This window comes from Shinella sp. WSD5-1, assembly GCF_963942435.1.
Taxonomy (GTDB): domain Bacteria; phylum Pseudomonadota; class Alphaproteobacteria; order Rhizobiales; family Rhizobiaceae; genus Shinella; species Shinella yambaruensis.
The window spans coordinates 1,823,518-1,838,555 of the sequence record NZ_OZ012596.1 but is presented as its reverse complement, the minus strand read 5'-3'; the positions used below and the strand labels follow the sequence as shown (position 1 = coordinate 1,838,555).

Annotated in this window: 13 protein-coding genes and 1 pseudogene; 9 read left to right on the top strand and 5 right to left on the bottom strand. The window is 64.6% G+C overall.

Translation table 11 applies throughout. The annotated features are described in order from the left end of the window. Positions 1-53: 53 nt before the first annotated feature. Both AABQ55_RS08900 and AABQ55_RS08895 read right to left on the bottom strand, forming a co-directional pair. The gene (locus tag AABQ55_RS08900) at positions 54-1,601 is read right to left on the bottom strand and encodes an ABC transporter substrate-binding protein (protein WP_272804758.1); all 1,548 of its coding nucleotides are present in this window, start codon (positions 1,599-1,601) and stop codon (positions 54-56) included. A 33-nt stretch (positions 1,602-1,634) separates the two neighbouring features. Continuing rightward, on the bottom strand, positions 1,635-2,534 hold the full coding sequence (locus tag AABQ55_RS08895) for an aminotransferase class IV (protein ID WP_272804757.1): 900 nt from the start codon (positions 2,532-2,534) through the stop codon (positions 1,635-1,637). Positions 2,535-2,745: 211 nt separating this feature from the next. Here AABQ55_RS08895 and AABQ55_RS08890 point away from each other — a divergent pair, with 211 nt between their 5' ends. After that, positions 2,746-3,585: an IclR family transcriptional regulator gene (locus AABQ55_RS08890; protein ID WP_272804756.1), complete on the top strand. Its 840-nt coding sequence runs from the start codon at positions 2,746-2,748 to the stop codon at positions 3,583-3,585. A 315-nt stretch (positions 3,586-3,900) separates the two neighbouring features. Here AABQ55_RS08890 and AABQ55_RS08885 read toward each other — a convergent pair whose 3' ends face one another. Further along, positions 3,901-4,530 (bottom strand): GntR family transcriptional regulator, encoded by a 630-nt coding sequence (locus AABQ55_RS08885; RefSeq protein WP_244767656.1) that lies wholly within the window; start codon positions 4,528-4,530, stop codon positions 3,901-3,903. A gap of 138 nt (positions 4,531-4,668) precedes the next feature. Here AABQ55_RS08885 and AABQ55_RS08880 point away from each other — a divergent pair, with 138 nt between their 5' ends. The 7 genes from AABQ55_RS08880 to AABQ55_RS08850 all read left to right on the top strand — a co-directional run bounded on the left by AABQ55_RS08880 (position 4,669) and on the right by AABQ55_RS08850 (position 11,850). Then, positions 4,669-6,093: a M20 family metallopeptidase gene (locus AABQ55_RS08880; RefSeq protein WP_272804755.1), complete on the top strand. Its 1,425-nt coding sequence runs from the start codon at positions 4,669-4,671 to the stop codon at positions 6,091-6,093. Further along, positions 6,086-7,762, top strand: a complete 1,677-nt coding sequence (locus tag AABQ55_RS08875; RefSeq protein ID WP_272804754.1) for a M28 family peptidase — start codon at positions 6,086-6,088, stop codon at positions 7,760-7,762. Before AABQ55_RS08880 ends, AABQ55_RS08875 begins: the two co-directional genes overlap by 8 nt. A 60-nt stretch (positions 7,763-7,822) precedes the next feature. Beyond that, on the top strand, positions 7,823-8,674 hold the full coding sequence (locus AABQ55_RS08870) for a transporter substrate-binding domain-containing protein (RefSeq protein ID WP_272804753.1): 852 nt from the start codon (positions 7,823-7,825) through the stop codon (positions 8,672-8,674). Positions 8,675-8,743: 69 nt separating this feature from the next. Further along, positions 8,744-9,466 carry an ABC transporter permease gene (locus AABQ55_RS08865; RefSeq protein ID WP_272804752.1) on the top strand — a complete coding sequence of 241 codons (723 nt, stop codon included), beginning with the start codon at positions 8,744-8,746 and terminating at the stop codon, positions 9,464-9,466. Beyond that, entirely contained in the window at positions 9,463-10,185 is a 723-nt protein-coding gene (locus AABQ55_RS08860; protein WP_272804751.1) for an ABC transporter permease, read from the top strand. Before AABQ55_RS08865 ends, AABQ55_RS08860 begins: the two co-directional genes overlap by 4 nt. Continuing rightward, a complete protein-coding gene (locus AABQ55_RS08855; protein ID WP_432347149.1) occupies positions 10,182-10,973 on the top strand; it encodes an ABC transporter ATP-binding protein in 792 nt (263 codons plus the stop codon). Before AABQ55_RS08860 ends, AABQ55_RS08855 begins: the two co-directional genes overlap by 4 nt. A 34-nt stretch (positions 10,974-11,007) precedes the next feature. Next, positions 11,008-11,850 (top strand): transporter substrate-binding domain-containing protein, encoded by an 843-nt coding sequence (locus tag AABQ55_RS08850; RefSeq protein WP_272804750.1) that lies wholly within the window; start codon positions 11,008-11,010, stop codon positions 11,848-11,850. A gap of 137 nt (positions 11,851-11,987) precedes the next feature. Here AABQ55_RS08850 and AABQ55_RS08845 read toward each other — a convergent pair whose 3' ends face one another. Beyond that, entirely contained in the window at positions 11,988-13,049 is a 1,062-nt protein-coding gene (locus AABQ55_RS08845) for an aldo/keto reductase (RefSeq protein WP_272804749.1), read from the bottom strand. A 370-nt stretch (positions 13,050-13,419) separates the two neighbouring features. Continuing rightward, positions 13,420-13,581, bottom strand: a pseudogene (locus AABQ55_RS37745) (helix-turn-helix domain-containing protein); the annotation flags it as partial. A 218-nt stretch (positions 13,582-13,799) separates the two neighbouring features. On the opposite strand from AABQ55_RS37745, the gene AABQ55_RS08835 reads away from it, so the two are divergent. Continuing rightward, on the top strand, positions 13,800-14,990 hold the full coding sequence (locus tag AABQ55_RS08835) for an MHYT domain-containing protein (protein ID WP_272807417.1): 1,191 nt from the start codon (positions 13,800-13,802) through the stop codon (positions 14,988-14,990). Positions 14,991-15,038 lie beyond the last annotated feature (48 nt).

Sequence of the window (15,038 nt, the reverse complement as noted above, 5' to 3'; positions counted from 1 at the left end):
GGCATGGCCTTCCGCACCCCCGGCACGGAAGGATGGACCTCAGATTATCGCAGTCACTTGGTAAAGTGCGTCTGTTCGGTCAGTTGCGGCACGAGGTTGAGGGAGCCCTGCAGGTCGTAGCCGAGATCGAGCGCGCCGTTCCAGGCCCAGACGACCAGTTGCTCGGAGAAGGGAACCGCGCAAACATCCGCGACAATCTTCTCCTGCGCGGTCTTCCACAATTGCTTTTGCTTGACGGGGTCAAGTTCCCGCTTTGCCGCGTCGATCTCGGCATCGGCGGCGTCGCAGTGCGAGAAATTGACCACGCCGCCGGGCGTATTGACCGTCGAGCGGGAATGGAAGAACTGCGTCAGGTAGACGTCGGCCACGGGAAAGCGTGCGGCCTGGTAGAGCGTGACCTGGGACAGGTCCTTGCGGATGTCGGCCATGTAGGTCGGGTGATCGACGACCTGCATGTCCAGGGTGATGTTGGATTTCTTCAGGTCTGCCTGCAGCGTCTCCATGATCTTGAGCAGGACCGGAAGACTCGACTGGATCGTCTTGAGGGTTATGCCGTCGGGATAGCCCGCCTCGGCAAGCAGCGCCTTCGCCTTTTCGGGGTCGTAAGGAAACAGTCCGGCATCCACGACGCCGAGATTGCCGTCCGGCACGACGGAAATCGCCTCGCGCGCCACCTTGTCGCCGGTGAAGGCAACCATCAGCTTGCGATCGATGGCGTGCGCGATCGCCTGGCGAACGCGGATATCGTCGAGCGGCTTTACCGTCTTGTTGAGATAGAGCGAATTCAGTTCCGCCGGTTCCATCCCGACGACCACCGCGCCGGGGACCGCTTGCGTCCGCTCCACCCACTGGTTGTTCTGCCGTCCGAAGATCATGTCGACCTCCCCGGACTGGAAAGCCAGGTCGCGCGTCGCGTCGGACGGTATGTAGCGGTAGGTGACGGTATCGAGTTGAGGCGTGCCGCGGAAATACGCCACGTTCGCCTTCAGCTTGATGTATTGCTGCGGCAGATACTCGACGAACTCGAACGGGCCGGTGCCGATCGGATGCGTGGAGAAGTCTGCGCCGAGCTTTTCGGCCGCCTTGCCGCAGACCATCAGCCCGCCATGATAGTTCGACAGCAGGCCGAGCAGGCTCGGGATGGGGGTTTTGAGCGTGACCTTCACCGTGTACGGATCAGGCGCCTCGACCTTGTCGAGCGCGGCAAAGTCGCCGGAGAAGGCGGAGGTCTCCTTGTTTGCTGCCCGCCTGATGGAGTAGACGGCGTCCTCCGCGGTGAATTCGCCGTAGCCGCCATGGCACTCCACGCCCTGCCGCAGCGTGAACGTCCATTCCGTTCCGTCGGCGCTCGACGTCCAGCTTTCCGCAAGGTCCGGTTCGATGAATTCAGGGCTCGTCTCACCCGGCCTGATGCGCACCAGCGCATTGAATACCCAGTTCAGGACCCCCTTGTCCGCGCCTGCCGAGGCCAGATGCGGATCAAGCTTGCCGGCGTCGGCCTGGGACGTCGCCACGACGAGGTCCCGCTTGGGCTCCTGCGCGACGGCGGGAGCCGCTAGCATGCAGAATGCCACGGCTGCTGAAAATGCACTGCGTGTCATGGTTTTCCCCTTTGCTTTGTTGTCAGTCGCGATTCATGCGGCAGTCTCGACCGTCAGGTAGGCCGGACCGACCTCCGGTGCATTGATGAGAGCTCCATAGGCAGCCGACAGGCACGCGAAGGCCGGACCGGGCGCACCGCCGCCCACAGTGCGTCCGTCGATGCGGCAGACGGGCAGCAGCCCGCCAGCCGTGCTGCAGACGAAAATCTCGTCGGCCGTATAGGCGTCATAAAGCCCGAAGGCGCCCTCCTCCACGGTAAAGCCCAGGCTGGGCGCCAGCTCGATGACGGCCGCCCGCGTGATTCCGAACAGAATGTCGCGGTCGGGTGTCAGCAGCCGCCGGTCCTTCACGAGAAAGATGTTGCAGCCGGTCGCCTCGCACAGATGGCCGTCCAGCGTCAGCAGCAGCGCTTCGTCGGCACCCGCCGCCTTCGCCTCCATCTTGGCCATGACGAGATTGAGGTAGTTGAGGCTCTTCACCTGGGGCGCGAGCACCTGGCCCGACGGCCGCCGCCATGCGACCGTCTTCAGAGCAACGCCGCGGGCGGCCCGTTCCGCCGAAACGCGCTCCAGATAGGGCTGCACGATGATGATCAGGTTCGCGACGCAACCCTGCGGGTCCATCAACGGCCGTCCGTTCACGCCGCGCGTGACGATCCACTTGATGTAGGCATTCTCGAAGCCGTTGCGCCGGGCTGCCTCCAGCACGAGCGCCTTCAGTTCTGACCGGGAGAATGGCGGATCCAGGGCGATCGCCGCCATCGACTGGAACGTGCGCTCGATGTGCTCGTCAAGTCTGAAGATGCGGCCCTTCCAGCCGAAGACCGTATCGAACACGCCGTCTCCGTAGAGAACCGCATGATCGAGGATCGATATGGAGGCCTCAGACTCCGGACGGAACTCTCCATTCACGTAAGCGATGGGCTCTGGCATCTTGCTTAGCTCCTAGCCGTTCCGATTTTTATTGTTTAAAACATAAAAAATGGAACATCGTCAAGCGGCATTCGCATGAAAATATCCGTTGATCAGGCGGCTTGCGGCGGAATTGCCGAGACGGTATGAAAATTCGAAGATCAAGACCGTTCCAAAATGCTTGTTTTTTGAGAACGGTCGTTCGGTGCGTTCGAAACGGAAGGACGGCAAGGTGAAGAAGCAGGACGATCTGCCAGAGCAGCCGGCGAGCGACAGTCCGCGCAGCGCGGAGCGCCTGATGGTCATACTGGACGCGCTATCGCGCGCATCCACGCAGGGGCTGCGCCTTGCCGATCTGGTCGAGGCCACGGCGCTCGGGAAGACGACCGCGCATCGCCTGGTCAACGGCCTGTGCGACCATGGCCTCGTCGATTTCGATCCGGAGACGGCTCGCTACTTCGTGGGCATCAAGCTGCTCAGCTTCGCCTCGGCGGCGCGCAACCGCTTTGCGGTCGCCAAGCTTTCCGAACCATCCTTGGCCCGGCTCGTCCGCAAGACACAGGATACGATCTACCTCATCGGCAGGTCCGGCGACCATGCGGTCTGCCTCGATGCGCGGGAGGGCGCCTTCCCGATCCGGGTCCTGACCCTCAACATCGGCGACCGGCGACCGCTTGGTGTCGGGGCGGGCAGCCTGGCGATGCTGGCTGCCATGACGGACGCCGAAATCGAACGGGTTCTGGCGCAACAGAAGATGGAAAGATCGCGCTTTGCATTCAGCGACGACCAGATCCGATCGATGATCGCCACGACCCGAGAGCACGGATACAGCTACAACGACACGCACATCTACAAGGAAATGGCCGACATCACCGGCATGGCTGCCATCGCGGTGGCCTTGAGGCGCTCAGACGGACAGCCGGCCGGCGCCATCCACCTCACCGCCATAACGCAGAGACTCGCCCCGCCCCGCCGCGAAAGTCTCGTCGAGATGCTTCGCACCGAGGCACGGCGGCTGGAGGAGGAGATCCAGCCGGTTCTCGATGCACCGATGCTACAGGTCAGACCATAAAAGCGGACTTTGATGACGCCCAGCCTCTACAAATTAGTGTCCACCTGCGCTGTCCGGATATGAATCTCATCCGGCCTACTCACCTTGCTTTGCGGAGGAGAGGAGGCCCATTGACAACAATGAGCAGCAATCGTTCCAGCCCAATTGAAATGATCGAATTCCACCCCAGGCTTGCTATTCAGCAGGCATGAGCCCCACGGCAGCCTTGAGGGAATCTTGCAGGTGTCTGTAGCATATCGAGCGCATACTCTTGAAGTGATCTGAACAGTCAAAGCCGCTATTTCGAACGGGTGGGATAATGATTTTTGGAACCAACTATTGACGGATGTGCCGGACAATCACTGATTTCAGTTTCTCGACGTCCTTCATGTTGATGGCATCGACCATCTCGTAGTGCTCCAGGCTCGATTGCTGAATGCGCGCGCGCGTGATCCATTGTGAGACCGGCGCTGACGACGTGCGCTGGCGGATCTCCGTTACGAGGCTTACCAGTTCGTCGTTGCCGCAGAGCGAGAGCAAGGCGTGGTGAAACGCCAGGTTGGCCTCATAGAGGTCGATCGTCGTTCCATCCAGGATGACCGCATCGAACTGGTCGGCAAGACGGCGCAGTTCGGCGATCGCGCCCGCCGTGGCATTGTCGATGATTCTGTCCGCAACGCCTGTTTCCAGCAAGATACGAATCTCGCTGACCTGGCGTGCACGATCCCCATCCGGCTCGAACACGTGGTAGCCGCGGTTCGGAACGTGCTCGACGATCCGCTTTTGCGTCAGGCGGTCCAGGGCACGCCGAACGTCCGGCCGGCCACAGCCATAGCGGCGTTCAAGATCGATCTGCTTCAGCCAAGATCCCGGCGCCAGAACGCCCGTCTGGATATCGTTGAGGATGAGGTCCGTCACGTCGACGGTCTGCGCCGCCTCGCTTTCCTTCGGCTTCACCGTCTTCATCCGCCCCAATCTCCCCATAGCGTCGAGCCGCAAGGTGCTTCGTGCGAAAAATATAATCGGCGGCGGCCCTTGCGTAAATCCAAAATCGGCGCATAAATTGGTGCCAATTTTGGATAACATTGAAATCGAGGCGGATCGATGAAGAATGCGGATGCGGTTTGGGCGCTGGTCGATGAGAAGGGTCCGGCCTTTGCGGCCCTCAGCGACCGCATCTGGGACACGCCTGAAACAAACTACGAGGAGTATCGCTCGAGCGCCGAGCAGGCGGCGATGCTGGCGGCGGAAGGCTTCCGCGTCGAGCGCGGCATTGCGGGCATGCCCACCGCCCTCATGGGCGAGGCCGGCGAGGGCGGCCCGGTCATCGCCATCCTCGGCGAATTCGACGCTCTGCCCGGCCTCAGCCAGGAAGCGGGCGTCGCGGAAGAACGGCCGATGGTGGACGGTGGAAACGGCCACGGCTGCGGGCACAATCTGCTCGGGTCCGGCTCCATGCTGGCGGCCGCGGCCGTCAAGGACCACCTGAAGAAGAACGGCCTGCCGGGCCGCGTACGCTACTACGGCTGCCCGGCCGAAGAAGGCGGTTCCTCCAAGGGTTTCATGGTCCGCGCCGGCGTCTTCGACGATGTCGACATCGCCATTTCCTGGCATCCCGCCGCTTTCGCCGGCGTCAACAATCCCCTGTCGCTTGCCTGCAACGAAATCGTGTTCCGCTTCATTGGACGCGCCTCGCATGCGTCGGCCTCCCCTCATCTGGGGCGCAGCGCGCTCGATGCCGTCGAACTCATGAATGTCGGCGTGAATTATCTGCGCGAACACATGCCGTCCACCGCGCGCATCCACTATGCCATCACCGATACCGGCGGCCATGCGCCGAATGTCGTGCAGGCCCGGGCGTCCGTGCGGTATCTCGTCCGGGCGCGGACACTGCCGGAACTGCTCGAACTCGTCGAACGGGTGAAGAACGTCGCCCGGGGGGCGGCCCTGATGACGGGAACGTCCGTCAGCGACGCGGTGATAAGCGGCGATGCCAATCTGGTCGGCAACACGCCGCTGGAGCAACTGATGCACCGCAACCTCGAACGCCTTGGACCTCCGGAGTTCGACGATGCCGACCGCGATCGCGCGGCCCAATTCCAGCGCACGTTCAGCGATGCCGATATCGCCGCTTCGTTCGGGCGTTTCGGCCTCAAGGTGCGCAAGGGCGTTCCCCTTTGCGACGTGATCTTTCCGCCGGAAAGCGGCGACGGAGCGCTGGTCGGCTCGACCGATGTCGGCACAGTCAGCTGGGTGGTGCCGACGGTGCAGATGCGTGGTGCAACCTATGCCGTGGGAACGCCGGGCCACTCCTGGCAACTCGTCGCCCAGGGCAAGTTGCCGGCCGCGCACAAAGGCATGATCCACGCGGCCAAGGTTATGGCCGGCACGGCGGTCGACCTCTTTGCCGATCCGCAGGAGATCGCCGCCGCCAGGGCCGACCATGCTGCCCGGCTGGAAGGCACGCCTTTCGTCAATCCGATCCCTGACGACGTCAATCCGCCGCTGCCGGAGAAGGCCGATGCCTGAGCGTTCCTTCGAGCCGGACCGTGACCGGCTGATGGCCCATATCGGAGAATTCGCCAGGCGTGTGAAACTCTCCGGCACGCCGCAGGAGCGCGAGAGCTTCGCTTATCTGCAGCGGCAGATGGCCTCCTATGGCTATGCGACACGGATCATCGAGCACGATGCCTATATCAGCCTGCCCGGCGAGGCCCGGCTGAAGGTCGACGGCGGTGATATCCGCTGCATCACTCATTCCATGTCCGCCTCCAGCCCTGCCGGCGGCCTGACGGCCGAGGTCGTCTATGGCGGCGACGGCGGCCCGGCGGATTTCGCCCGCCTCGACGCGCGGGAACGGATCGTCCTGGTCGACGGCATTGCGACCGAAGAGGTCGCAGCGCAGGCGCGCGACCACGGCGCCGCGGGGCTCATCCATGTCAGCCCGAACGAACTGCTCTACGAGATGTGCGTCTCGCCGGTCTGGGGCAGTCCCTCGCAGCTCACCCGCGATCAACTGCCGGCCGCCGTGATCTGCACCATCGCCGCGGAAGCCGGCGCGGCTCTGCGGCAGCGCTGCAAATCCGGGGAGACCGTCAGCGCCACGATGTGGGCGAGCGTCGACACGGGCTGGCGCAAGACGCCGATCCTCGTCGCGGAGCTCGACGCCGTCGATACGACCGATGCCGAACGGCCCTTCGTCCTGTTCTCCGGCCATCACGATACCTGGCACTTCGGCGTCATGGACAATGGCGGGGCCAACGCCACCATGCTGGAGGCCGCGCGGCTGCTGGCCGAAAGCCGCGACCGCTGGCGCCGGGGCCTGCGCCTCTGCTTCTGGTCCGGCCATTCCCATGGGCGCTATTCGGGGTCGGCCTGGTATGCGGACGAATATTGGGAGGAACTCGACCGGCGCTGCGTGGCGCATGTCAACGTCGATTCCACGGGCGGCGAAGGTGCCGATGTCCTTACCAATTCCGCCGTCATCGACGAACTGAAGGCGCTTGCCGCCGAGGCCGTGCTGGCGGAGACCGGGCAGGTGCATGCCGGGCGGCGCCACGGCCGCGCGGCCGACCAGTCCTTCTGGGGCGTGGGCCTGCCCTCGATGTTCGGCAGCCTCAGCCATCAGCCGCCCGGGCCCATCAGGATGCCGACGGCGCTCGGCTGGTGGTGGCACACGCCGCAAGACACCGCCGAGCATATCGATCCCGCCAATCTCGTCCGCGACACGCGCATCGTGCTGCGCGTATTGGACAGGCTGCTGGCGGACGAGGTGCTGCCGCTCGACTACGGCGCCACCGCGGCCTCGCTGCAGCGCGAACTCGAACGCATCGGCACCGATCTCGCCGGCCGGCTCGATATCACGCCGCTGATCGCCGAGGCGCAGCGGCTCGGCGAGCTGGCCGAGGCGGTCAGGGTGCAAGCGGCCTCGGCGACCGGCGCAGAAGCGCACGCGATCAATCGGGCGCTGATGCGGGTCTCCCGGCTGCTGGTGCCGCTCAACTACACGCAAGGCAATCGCTTCGTTCACGACAGCGCCCTGCCCCATCCGCCCTGGCCGTCCCTCGACGGGCTACGCGCGCTGGCGGCCGCTGAGGCGGGCGAGGACGCGCTCTTTCATGCCGTGCATGCGCGGCAATGCAGGAATCTTGCCGCATACGCATTGCGGGAAGCCAAAGCCGCGCTGGCGGCACTCTAGCCGCCAGCGCGATTCAACAGGACCGGACAAAAGGCCGGTTCGAAGAAAGGGGAATTCGAAATGACCAAACTGGGAATTCTTGCGGCCGTGACCGCAATGGCCCTGTCCGCAGCCGTCGCACCGGCTGGCGCGAAGGACTGGACCCATGTCAAGGTGGGCATCGAAGGTGCCTTCCCGCCATGGAACGCGCTCGACTCCAAGGGCGCTCTCACGGGTCTCGACGTCGAGGTCATCGATGATCTCTGCGCCCGGGCCAAGGTGGAATGCGAGCTCATCACCGGCGAATGGAGTGCGATGATCCCGAGTCTCAACGCCGGCAAGTTCGACCTGATCATGACGCTGGGCATCAATGCCAAGCGCAAGGAAGTGGTAGACTTCACCGTACCCTATGCCTCCGGCGTCGCCACCTTCATCGTCCTCAAGGATGGCCCTGTCGCCGCGCTGCCCATGGCGGGCGAGCGGCTGAACCTCAATGACAAGGCGACGGCCGATCCGGTGATGGCCGAAATCGGAACCGCGCTGAAGGGCAAGTCCATCGGCGTCGTCCAGTCGACAAGCCAGGAACAGTTGATCAACGCCTATTTCGGCGACACCGTGACGGTTCGCACCTACAAGAACTCCGCCGAGCGCGACCTCGACCTCAAGGCGGGCCGCATCGACGCAGGCTTCGACAGCGGCGTCTACGGCACCTCGATGCTCGCCAAGCCCGGAAACGAGGAGCTCGCCATGACCGGCCCGCTGCTGAAGGGCGCCATGCTGGCAACGGAAGTGGCCATGGGTCTGCGCAAGGGCGAGACGGAGCTCAAGGAAAAGTTCGATACCGCCATCAAGGAGGCGGCGGCCGAAGGGGTCATCAGGAGCCTTTCGGAAAAATGGAGCAAGCTCGACCTGACGCCGTCCTTTGACCAGTAGAGAGGTCGCCGCCCCGTCATCGCGGGGCGGTCCCTCATTGATCACTGACAGCGTGCGGAAGGATCGCGCATGAATTCACCTGGCTTTTTCGAAACCTTCGGCTTCGGGCCGGACGGCTGGGGCGCCGCGCTGGCCGCCGGCGCCGTCATGACCGTGCTGATCGCCGTATGCGGCTTTGCGATCGGGGCCGTCATCGGCATTTTCGGCGCCTGGGCGAAGATCTCCGGCGGGCCGGTGGCCCGCGCCGCCGCCGGCACCTACACCACCGTCCTGCGCGGCATTCCGGACCTGCTCGTCATCTACCTCTTCTATTTCGGAGGATCGGCCGTCATCTCGGCAGCCGGTCGGCTGTTCGGCAACGAGGGCTTCATCAGCTTCCCCGGATTTCTCGCCGGCGCCCTTGCCGTCGGCGTCACGTCGGGGGCGCAGCACACCGAGGTGTTTCGCGGCGCCTTTCGCGCGGTCCATCCCGGCGAGATCGAGGCGGCGGTCGCTTGCGGCATGTCGCGGATGCTGCGGTTCCGCCGTATCGTTGCCCCGCTCACGCTGCGCCACGCCCTGCCCGGCCTCGGCAATGTATGGCAGGTCGTTTTGAAGGAGTCGGCCCTCGTCTCCATCACCGGCGTGGTGGAACTGCTCCGCCAGTCGCAGATCGGCGCCGGCTCGACCGGAAGGCCGTTCGATTTCTATGTCGTCGCCGCCGCCCTCTATCTCGCGATCTCCACGGTCTCGGGCCTCGCACTGCAACTGGCCGAGAAGCACAGCCGCCGCGGAACCGGGAGGGCGTCATGAACCTCGTCTTCATGTGGGAGACCTTCCTGGAGCTCATCGCGGCCGTGCCGACGACGCTCCGGCTGGCTGTGACGGCAGTGGGTCTCGGCGCCGTTCTGGCCTTGCTGCTCGCGCTTTGCCGCACGTCCGGCCTGCGCATCCTCGACTGGCCGGCGCGCTTCTACATCTACGTCTTCCGCGGTTCGCCGCTCCTGGTGCAGATCTTCCTGATCTACTACGGCCTCAGCCAGTTCCCCGAAGTGCGCCACAGCGCCGTCTGGCCGATCCTGCGGGAACCCTACTGGTGCGCCGTCATCGCGCTGATGATGAACACGGCCGCCTATTCGGGCGAGATCATCCGCGGTGGGCTGCTCTCGGTTCCGCAGGGGCAGATCGAGGCGGCGCGGGCCTGCGGCATGTCGCGGTTCCTCGCTTTCCGGCGCATCGTGCTGCCGCTCGCCATCCGCCAGGCGCTGCCCGGCTACGGCAACGAGATGATCTCCATGGTGAAGGCCACATCGCTCGCCTCGATCATCACGATCATGGAGATCACGGGCGTCGCGGCCAGGATCATTTCCGAGACCTATCGGGCGATCGAGGTCTTCCTCGTCGCCGGCGCCATCTATCTCGCCATCAACTTTGTCCTGACGCGCTGCGTCGCATTCCTTGAGTACCGGCTGAGCGGCCACCTGCGCCAGCCCCTGCCAACCCGCCCGCGGGTGACTGGAGACAGCCCATGACCATGTCCGAAACCTCGTCCGAAACCTCGTCCGAACCCGTGGTGGTCGTGAAGGACCTGCACAAGAGCTTCGGCCCCGTCAAGGTGTTGAAGGGCATCTCCCTCGAAGCGCACCAGGGCGAGGTGATCTCGATCCTCGGATCGTCCGGCTCCGGCAAATCCACGCTGCTTCGCTGCATCAACATGCTGGAGACGCCCGATGCCGGAACCGTCACGGTGGCCGGCGAGACGATCCGCCTCGTTCCGGCGCCGCACGGCAGGAGCCGGCCCGCCGATCAGCGGCAGGTCGACCGGATCCGCACCGGCCTTGGGATGGTGTTCCAGAGCTTCAATCTGTGGACCCACAAGACGGTCCTCGAAAATCTGATCGAAGCGCCGATCCATGTGCAGAAGCGACCGCGTGCGGAATGCATCGAAGAGGCGGAGGCGCTCCTGGAGAAGGTCGGCATCGCCGAGAAGCGGAACGCCTATCCGTCGCATCTGTCCGGCGGCCAGCAGCAGCGGGCCGCCATTGCCCGCGCGCTCGCCATGCGGCCGAAGGTCATGCTGTTCGACGAGCCGACCTCGGCGCTCGACCCGGAACTGGTCGGCGAGGTGCTGCGCGTCATGCGGGCGCTCGCCGAAGAGGGGCGGACCATGCTGGTCGTCACCCACGAGATGGGCTTTGCCCGGGACGTCTCGAGCCGCGTCGTATTCCTGCACAAGGGCGAGATCGAGGAGCAGGGACCGCCGGCGGAGGTCTTCGGCAACGCCCGGTCCGAGCGCTTCCGACAGTTCATCAGCAAATAACCGATCACTGCACGGAAACGAAAAGGGGAACTCAATGCAGAAACATACGATCGCCCTGGCCGCGACGCTGGCCGTCGCCGCCGCCTTTGCGCCATCCGCATCGGCCGGGGACAAGATCACCATCGCCACCGAGGGCGCCTTCCCGCCCTACAACCTCACCCGTCCCGACGGCACGCTCGACGGCTACGACGTCGAGCTCGGCAACGACCTGTGCGTCCGCATGAAGATCGAATGCACCTTCATCGCCCAGGCCTTCGACGGCATGATCCCAGCGCTCACCGCCGGCAAGTTCGACGCGATCATGGCCGGCATGTCCGCCACCGACAAGCGCAAGGAGGTCATCGACTTCTCCATCTCCTATGGCAGCACTGGCCAGTCGTTCGCCACGCTGAAGGGAAGCCCGCTCACGAATTTGCCGATGACGGGCGAACTCTTCTCGCTGGCGACCAACGAAGCCGGCGCACGCAAGGCCGCAGAGGAGCTGAAACCGCTGCTCGAAGGCAAGGTCATCGGCGTGCAGACCGCGTCCATCGCCGCCCGCTTCATTAATGAGTACCTGAAGGACGCGGTCGAAGTGCGCGAATACAAGACCACCGAGCAGCATGACCTCGACCTCGTCGCCGGACGTGTCGATCTCACGATGGCCTCGATGGGCTACCTGGTGACCGCGGTCGAGAAGCCGGCCAATTCCGACATGGTCATCGCCGGCCCGCGATTCCAGGGCGGCATGCTCGGCGCCGGCAGCTCCGTGGGCCTGCGCAAGGAGGACACCGGCCTCAAGGCCAGATTCGACGAGGCGATCGGTGCGGCGATCGCCGACGGCACCATCAAGCGCCTGTCGGAAAAGTGGTTCGGTTTCGATCTGACACCCCATTGATGTCAATCTCTCATCGCCTGCGGATCGCCGCCCTATGTGGCGGCGATCTCGTTCGATGCCCGTTACATCGGAGGGAGGACACTCATACGGCTTCGGCGAAGGCACCTGTCCGAGCCGTCGCCTCCCCGGCGCGCCTGTCAGGCGTCCTTCAGGTACGGTTCGATGAGGCTGAGGTCCGCATCGCCGAGGCGGTCGCTCGCGGTGTTCCTCTGGTGCCAGTAGGGATATTGTAGCCAGGGCCGGCTGACATCGTCGAGCCGCTTGCGCTCCTCGGGGCTGAGCTTCAGCCCGGCGGCAGCGAGATTGTCCTTGAACTGGGCTTCCGTGCGCCCGCCGATGATCACCGAGGTCACGCCCTTTCGGCCGATCAGCCAGCTAAGGGCGACCTGGGCCGCCGAGACGCCGCGCCCCTCCCCGATGTCCACGAGGGCATCGACGATGTTCCAGAGGCGGTCCTCGTCACGGATCGGCGGTTCGGTCCAGCCGGCGAACTGGCGTGTGCCTTCGGGCGCGGCCTGGTTGCGGCAGTGCTTGCCCGAGAGCAACCCTCCGGCGATCGGGCTCCAGACCAGGACGCCAAGTCCCTGGTCGAGGCTGATCGGCAGCAGCTCGTTTTCCGCGTCGCGCGTTTCCAGCGTGTAGTGGATCTGCTGGCTGACGAAGCGCTGGTAGCGTTCCCTCTCGCTGACGCCGAGCGCTTTCATGATGTGCCAGCCGGAGAAATTGGAGCAACCGATGTAACGAACTTTGCCCTGGCGCACGAGCGTATCGAGGGCTTCCAGCGTCTCCTCTAGCGGCGTCTGCCCGTCCCATTCGTGCAGTTGGTAGAGGTCGATGACGTCGGTCTTCATCCGTTTGAGGCTGGCCTCGCAGGCCCGGATGAGATGGTGGCGGGAAGAGCCCTCGTCGTTCGGGCCCTCGCCCATCGGAAAGCGGGCCTTGGTGGCGACCAGCACGCCGTCCTTGCGCGGCCCGCCGATGATCTCGCCGAGGATCTCCTCGGAAGCGCCCTGCGAGTAGACGTCGGCGGTATCGATGAGGTTGACGCCGGCGTCGAGGCAAAGGTCGACCAGCCTGCGCGCTTCCGCAACGCCGAGGTCGCCGACGGTCCTCGCCCAGCCCTTGCCGCCGAAGGTCATCGTGCCCATGGTGATTGTTGAGACTTTGAGGCCTGAACGGCCAAGCAGACGGTATTCCATCGGTAATCCTCCAGAAATCGGATGCGGGGACCGCGGCCGGGCAGCAGCGCCGAGCCGCGGCATTGCGAGGCGTCAGGCGTGGCTGTCGAGGCCGCGCCAGAGATCGATACCACCTTCCATGGCATAGCGGTCGATATCCTTCAGCTCCTCGGCGGAGAAGGAGAGGTTCTTCATGGCATCGAGGGAATCGTCTAACTGCGCGACATTGCGCGCGCCGATGAGGGCGCGAGCCGCTGAACCGACCCTGCAGGTCTTCAAGACCGCTGCTGATGAGATCGAGGCCGGCGGCCACCTTTTCCGCAAGGGCGGCACCTGCAGCGGTCGGAGATACGCTGCGGCTCGTGCGGTTGAGCAGGCGGACACCGAGACGCGCCTCCAGCGCCTTCATGCGATGACTGGGCGCCGATACAGAGACGTCAAGCTGATCGGCAGCCTTCCGGAAACTGCGGTGCCTGAGAATTGTCAGGAAAACGACCAAGTCGGAAAACTCGTTCGGTTCGATGCCATATTGAAGCGCTCGGCCATCACCCACTTGTCCCCCGTTACGAGGTCCGTTCTGTTTCAAGTCGCGCAGGATTTCGGGGCGCGCCCCTTTTTGCGGCAGACAATCCTTTTAGCTGGAAAGACCAGGAACCGCGAGCCCGCCGGCATTTCCGGCGGGTCGCTTGCCAATCTCTGGACGAGGGATGTACCCTCGTCTGCATGAGGAGAAAGCCGGCCCGGGGAGGAACGGGTACGGTGGGAACGACGATGTTCGAGGAACACGATCCGTATCTCGTCGCACTTTCGGTGCTGGTCGCGATACTGGGAGGTTATACCGGTTTCGCCCTCGCGGCGCGGATCGGCAATTCGGTTTATACCGGCCGGCGGCTGCTTCTTTCCGGAGCGGCCGGCTTCCTGGCGGTCGGCATCTGGACGATGCATTTCATCGGCATGATGGCCGCCCCCCTGCCGCAGGACGCGGCCTATCTCGTGCTGCCGACGCTCGTCTCCTTCCTCATCTGCGCCCTTGTCGTCGGCATTTCGCTCTATTTCGTCAGCATCGGCGGTCCCTCGCGCATGCGCGTGCTCTGGGCGGCGCTGCTTCTCGGCTTCGGCATCGCCTCCATGCATTATGTCGGCATCCATGGGCTCGCGGGGCCTTTCACCATCCGCCACGATTATCCGATGGTGGCGCTGTCGCTGCTGATCGCCATCGGCGCGGCCTATGGGGGCCTGCGCATCTATATCGCGCGCCATGGCGGCCTGCGGCTGGCGCTCAGCGCCGTCGCCTTCGGCATCGCCGTTTCCGGCATGCACTATACGGCCATGTACGGCATGCATTTCGAGCCCGGCCCCGCTGGCGGGCATGCCATGGCCATGGACGGGCTCGTCGCCTCGCAGCAGGTCCTCTCGCTGGTCGTGGCGCTGCTCTGTTTCCTGGTCGCCGGCGGCTTCCTGCTTCTCCTCGTGCCGGAAGCACATCTCAAGGCCGAGGCCGAGCGGCCCGATCCGTCCGTTTCCGCCATCCGGGCGAACAGGGCGGCTCCGCTGGCCGGTCTCGGCCAGCCGGCCCGGCCATTGGTCACCAAGGTTCCCGTCGACGGCGCGGACGGCATCCGGTTCATCGAGACGGCCGATATCCGCAGCGTCCGCGCCGATGCACACTACACGCTCGTCCATGACGGGCAACGCGAGCGCATGTGCGCCTGGTCGATCTCGGAAATGGAATCGCAGCTCTGTCCCCAGACGTTCCTGCGCGTCCACCGCAGCCATATCGTCGCCGTGCCGCATATCGTGCTGATGCGCAAGGAGGGAGATGGCGCGGTCGTCGAGCTTGGCGGCACCGTCCCGCACCTCGTTCCGGTGAGCCGGACGAAGATCTCCGAACTGAAGGCGCGGCTGGGCCTCAGCCGGCGTGACGGCCCGCACCGGAACGATGCCATAGGTCAAAGTGCCTGACGCAATTCGTGCGGGCAAAGCCGCCTTTCGTGCAGAAATCCGGCACTG

Excerpts from the sequence above, each read along its gene's own strand:
- AABQ55_RS08900 (WP_272804758.1), bottom strand. The coding sequence starts at position 1,601 with ATGACACGCAGTGCATTTTCAGCAGCCGTGGCATTCTGCATGCTAGCG.
- AABQ55_RS08895 (WP_272804757.1), bottom strand. The coding sequence starts at position 2,534 with ATGCCAGAGCCCATCGCTTACGTGAATGGAGAGTTCCGTCCGGAGTCT.
- AABQ55_RS08885 (WP_244767656.1), bottom strand. The coding sequence starts at position 4,530 with ATGAAGACGGTGAAGCCGAAGGAAAGCGAGGCGGCGCAGACCGTCGAC.
- AABQ55_RS08880 (WP_272804755.1), top strand. The coding sequence starts at position 4,669 with ATGAAGAATGCGGATGCGGTTTGGGCGCTGGTCGATGAGAAGGGTCCG.
- AABQ55_RS08875 (WP_272804754.1), top strand. The coding sequence starts at position 6,086 with ATGCCTGAGCGTTCCTTCGAGCCGGACCGTGACCGGCTGATGGCCCAT.
- AABQ55_RS08870 (WP_272804753.1), top strand. The coding sequence starts at position 7,823 with ATGACCAAACTGGGAATTCTTGCGGCCGTGACCGCAATGGCCCTGTCC.
- AABQ55_RS08865 (WP_272804752.1), top strand. The coding sequence starts at position 8,744 with ATGAATTCACCTGGCTTTTTCGAAACCTTCGGCTTCGGGCCGGACGGC.
- AABQ55_RS08860 (WP_272804751.1), top strand. The coding sequence starts at position 9,463 with ATGAACCTCGTCTTCATGTGGGAGACCTTCCTGGAGCTCATCGCGGCC.
- AABQ55_RS08855 (WP_432347149.1), top strand. The coding sequence starts at position 10,182 with ATGACCATGTCCGAAACCTCGTCCGAAACCTCGTCCGAACCCGTGGTG.
- AABQ55_RS08850 (WP_272804750.1), top strand. The coding sequence starts at position 11,008 with ATGCAGAAACATACGATCGCCCTGGCCGCGACGCTGGCCGTCGCCGCC.
- AABQ55_RS08845 (WP_272804749.1), bottom strand. The coding sequence starts at position 13,049 with ATGGAATACCGTCTGCTTGGCCGTTCAGGCCTCAAAGTCTCAACAATC.
- AABQ55_RS08835 (WP_272807417.1), top strand. The coding sequence starts at position 13,800 with ATGTTCGAGGAACACGATCCGTATCTCGTCGCACTTTCGGTGCTGGTC.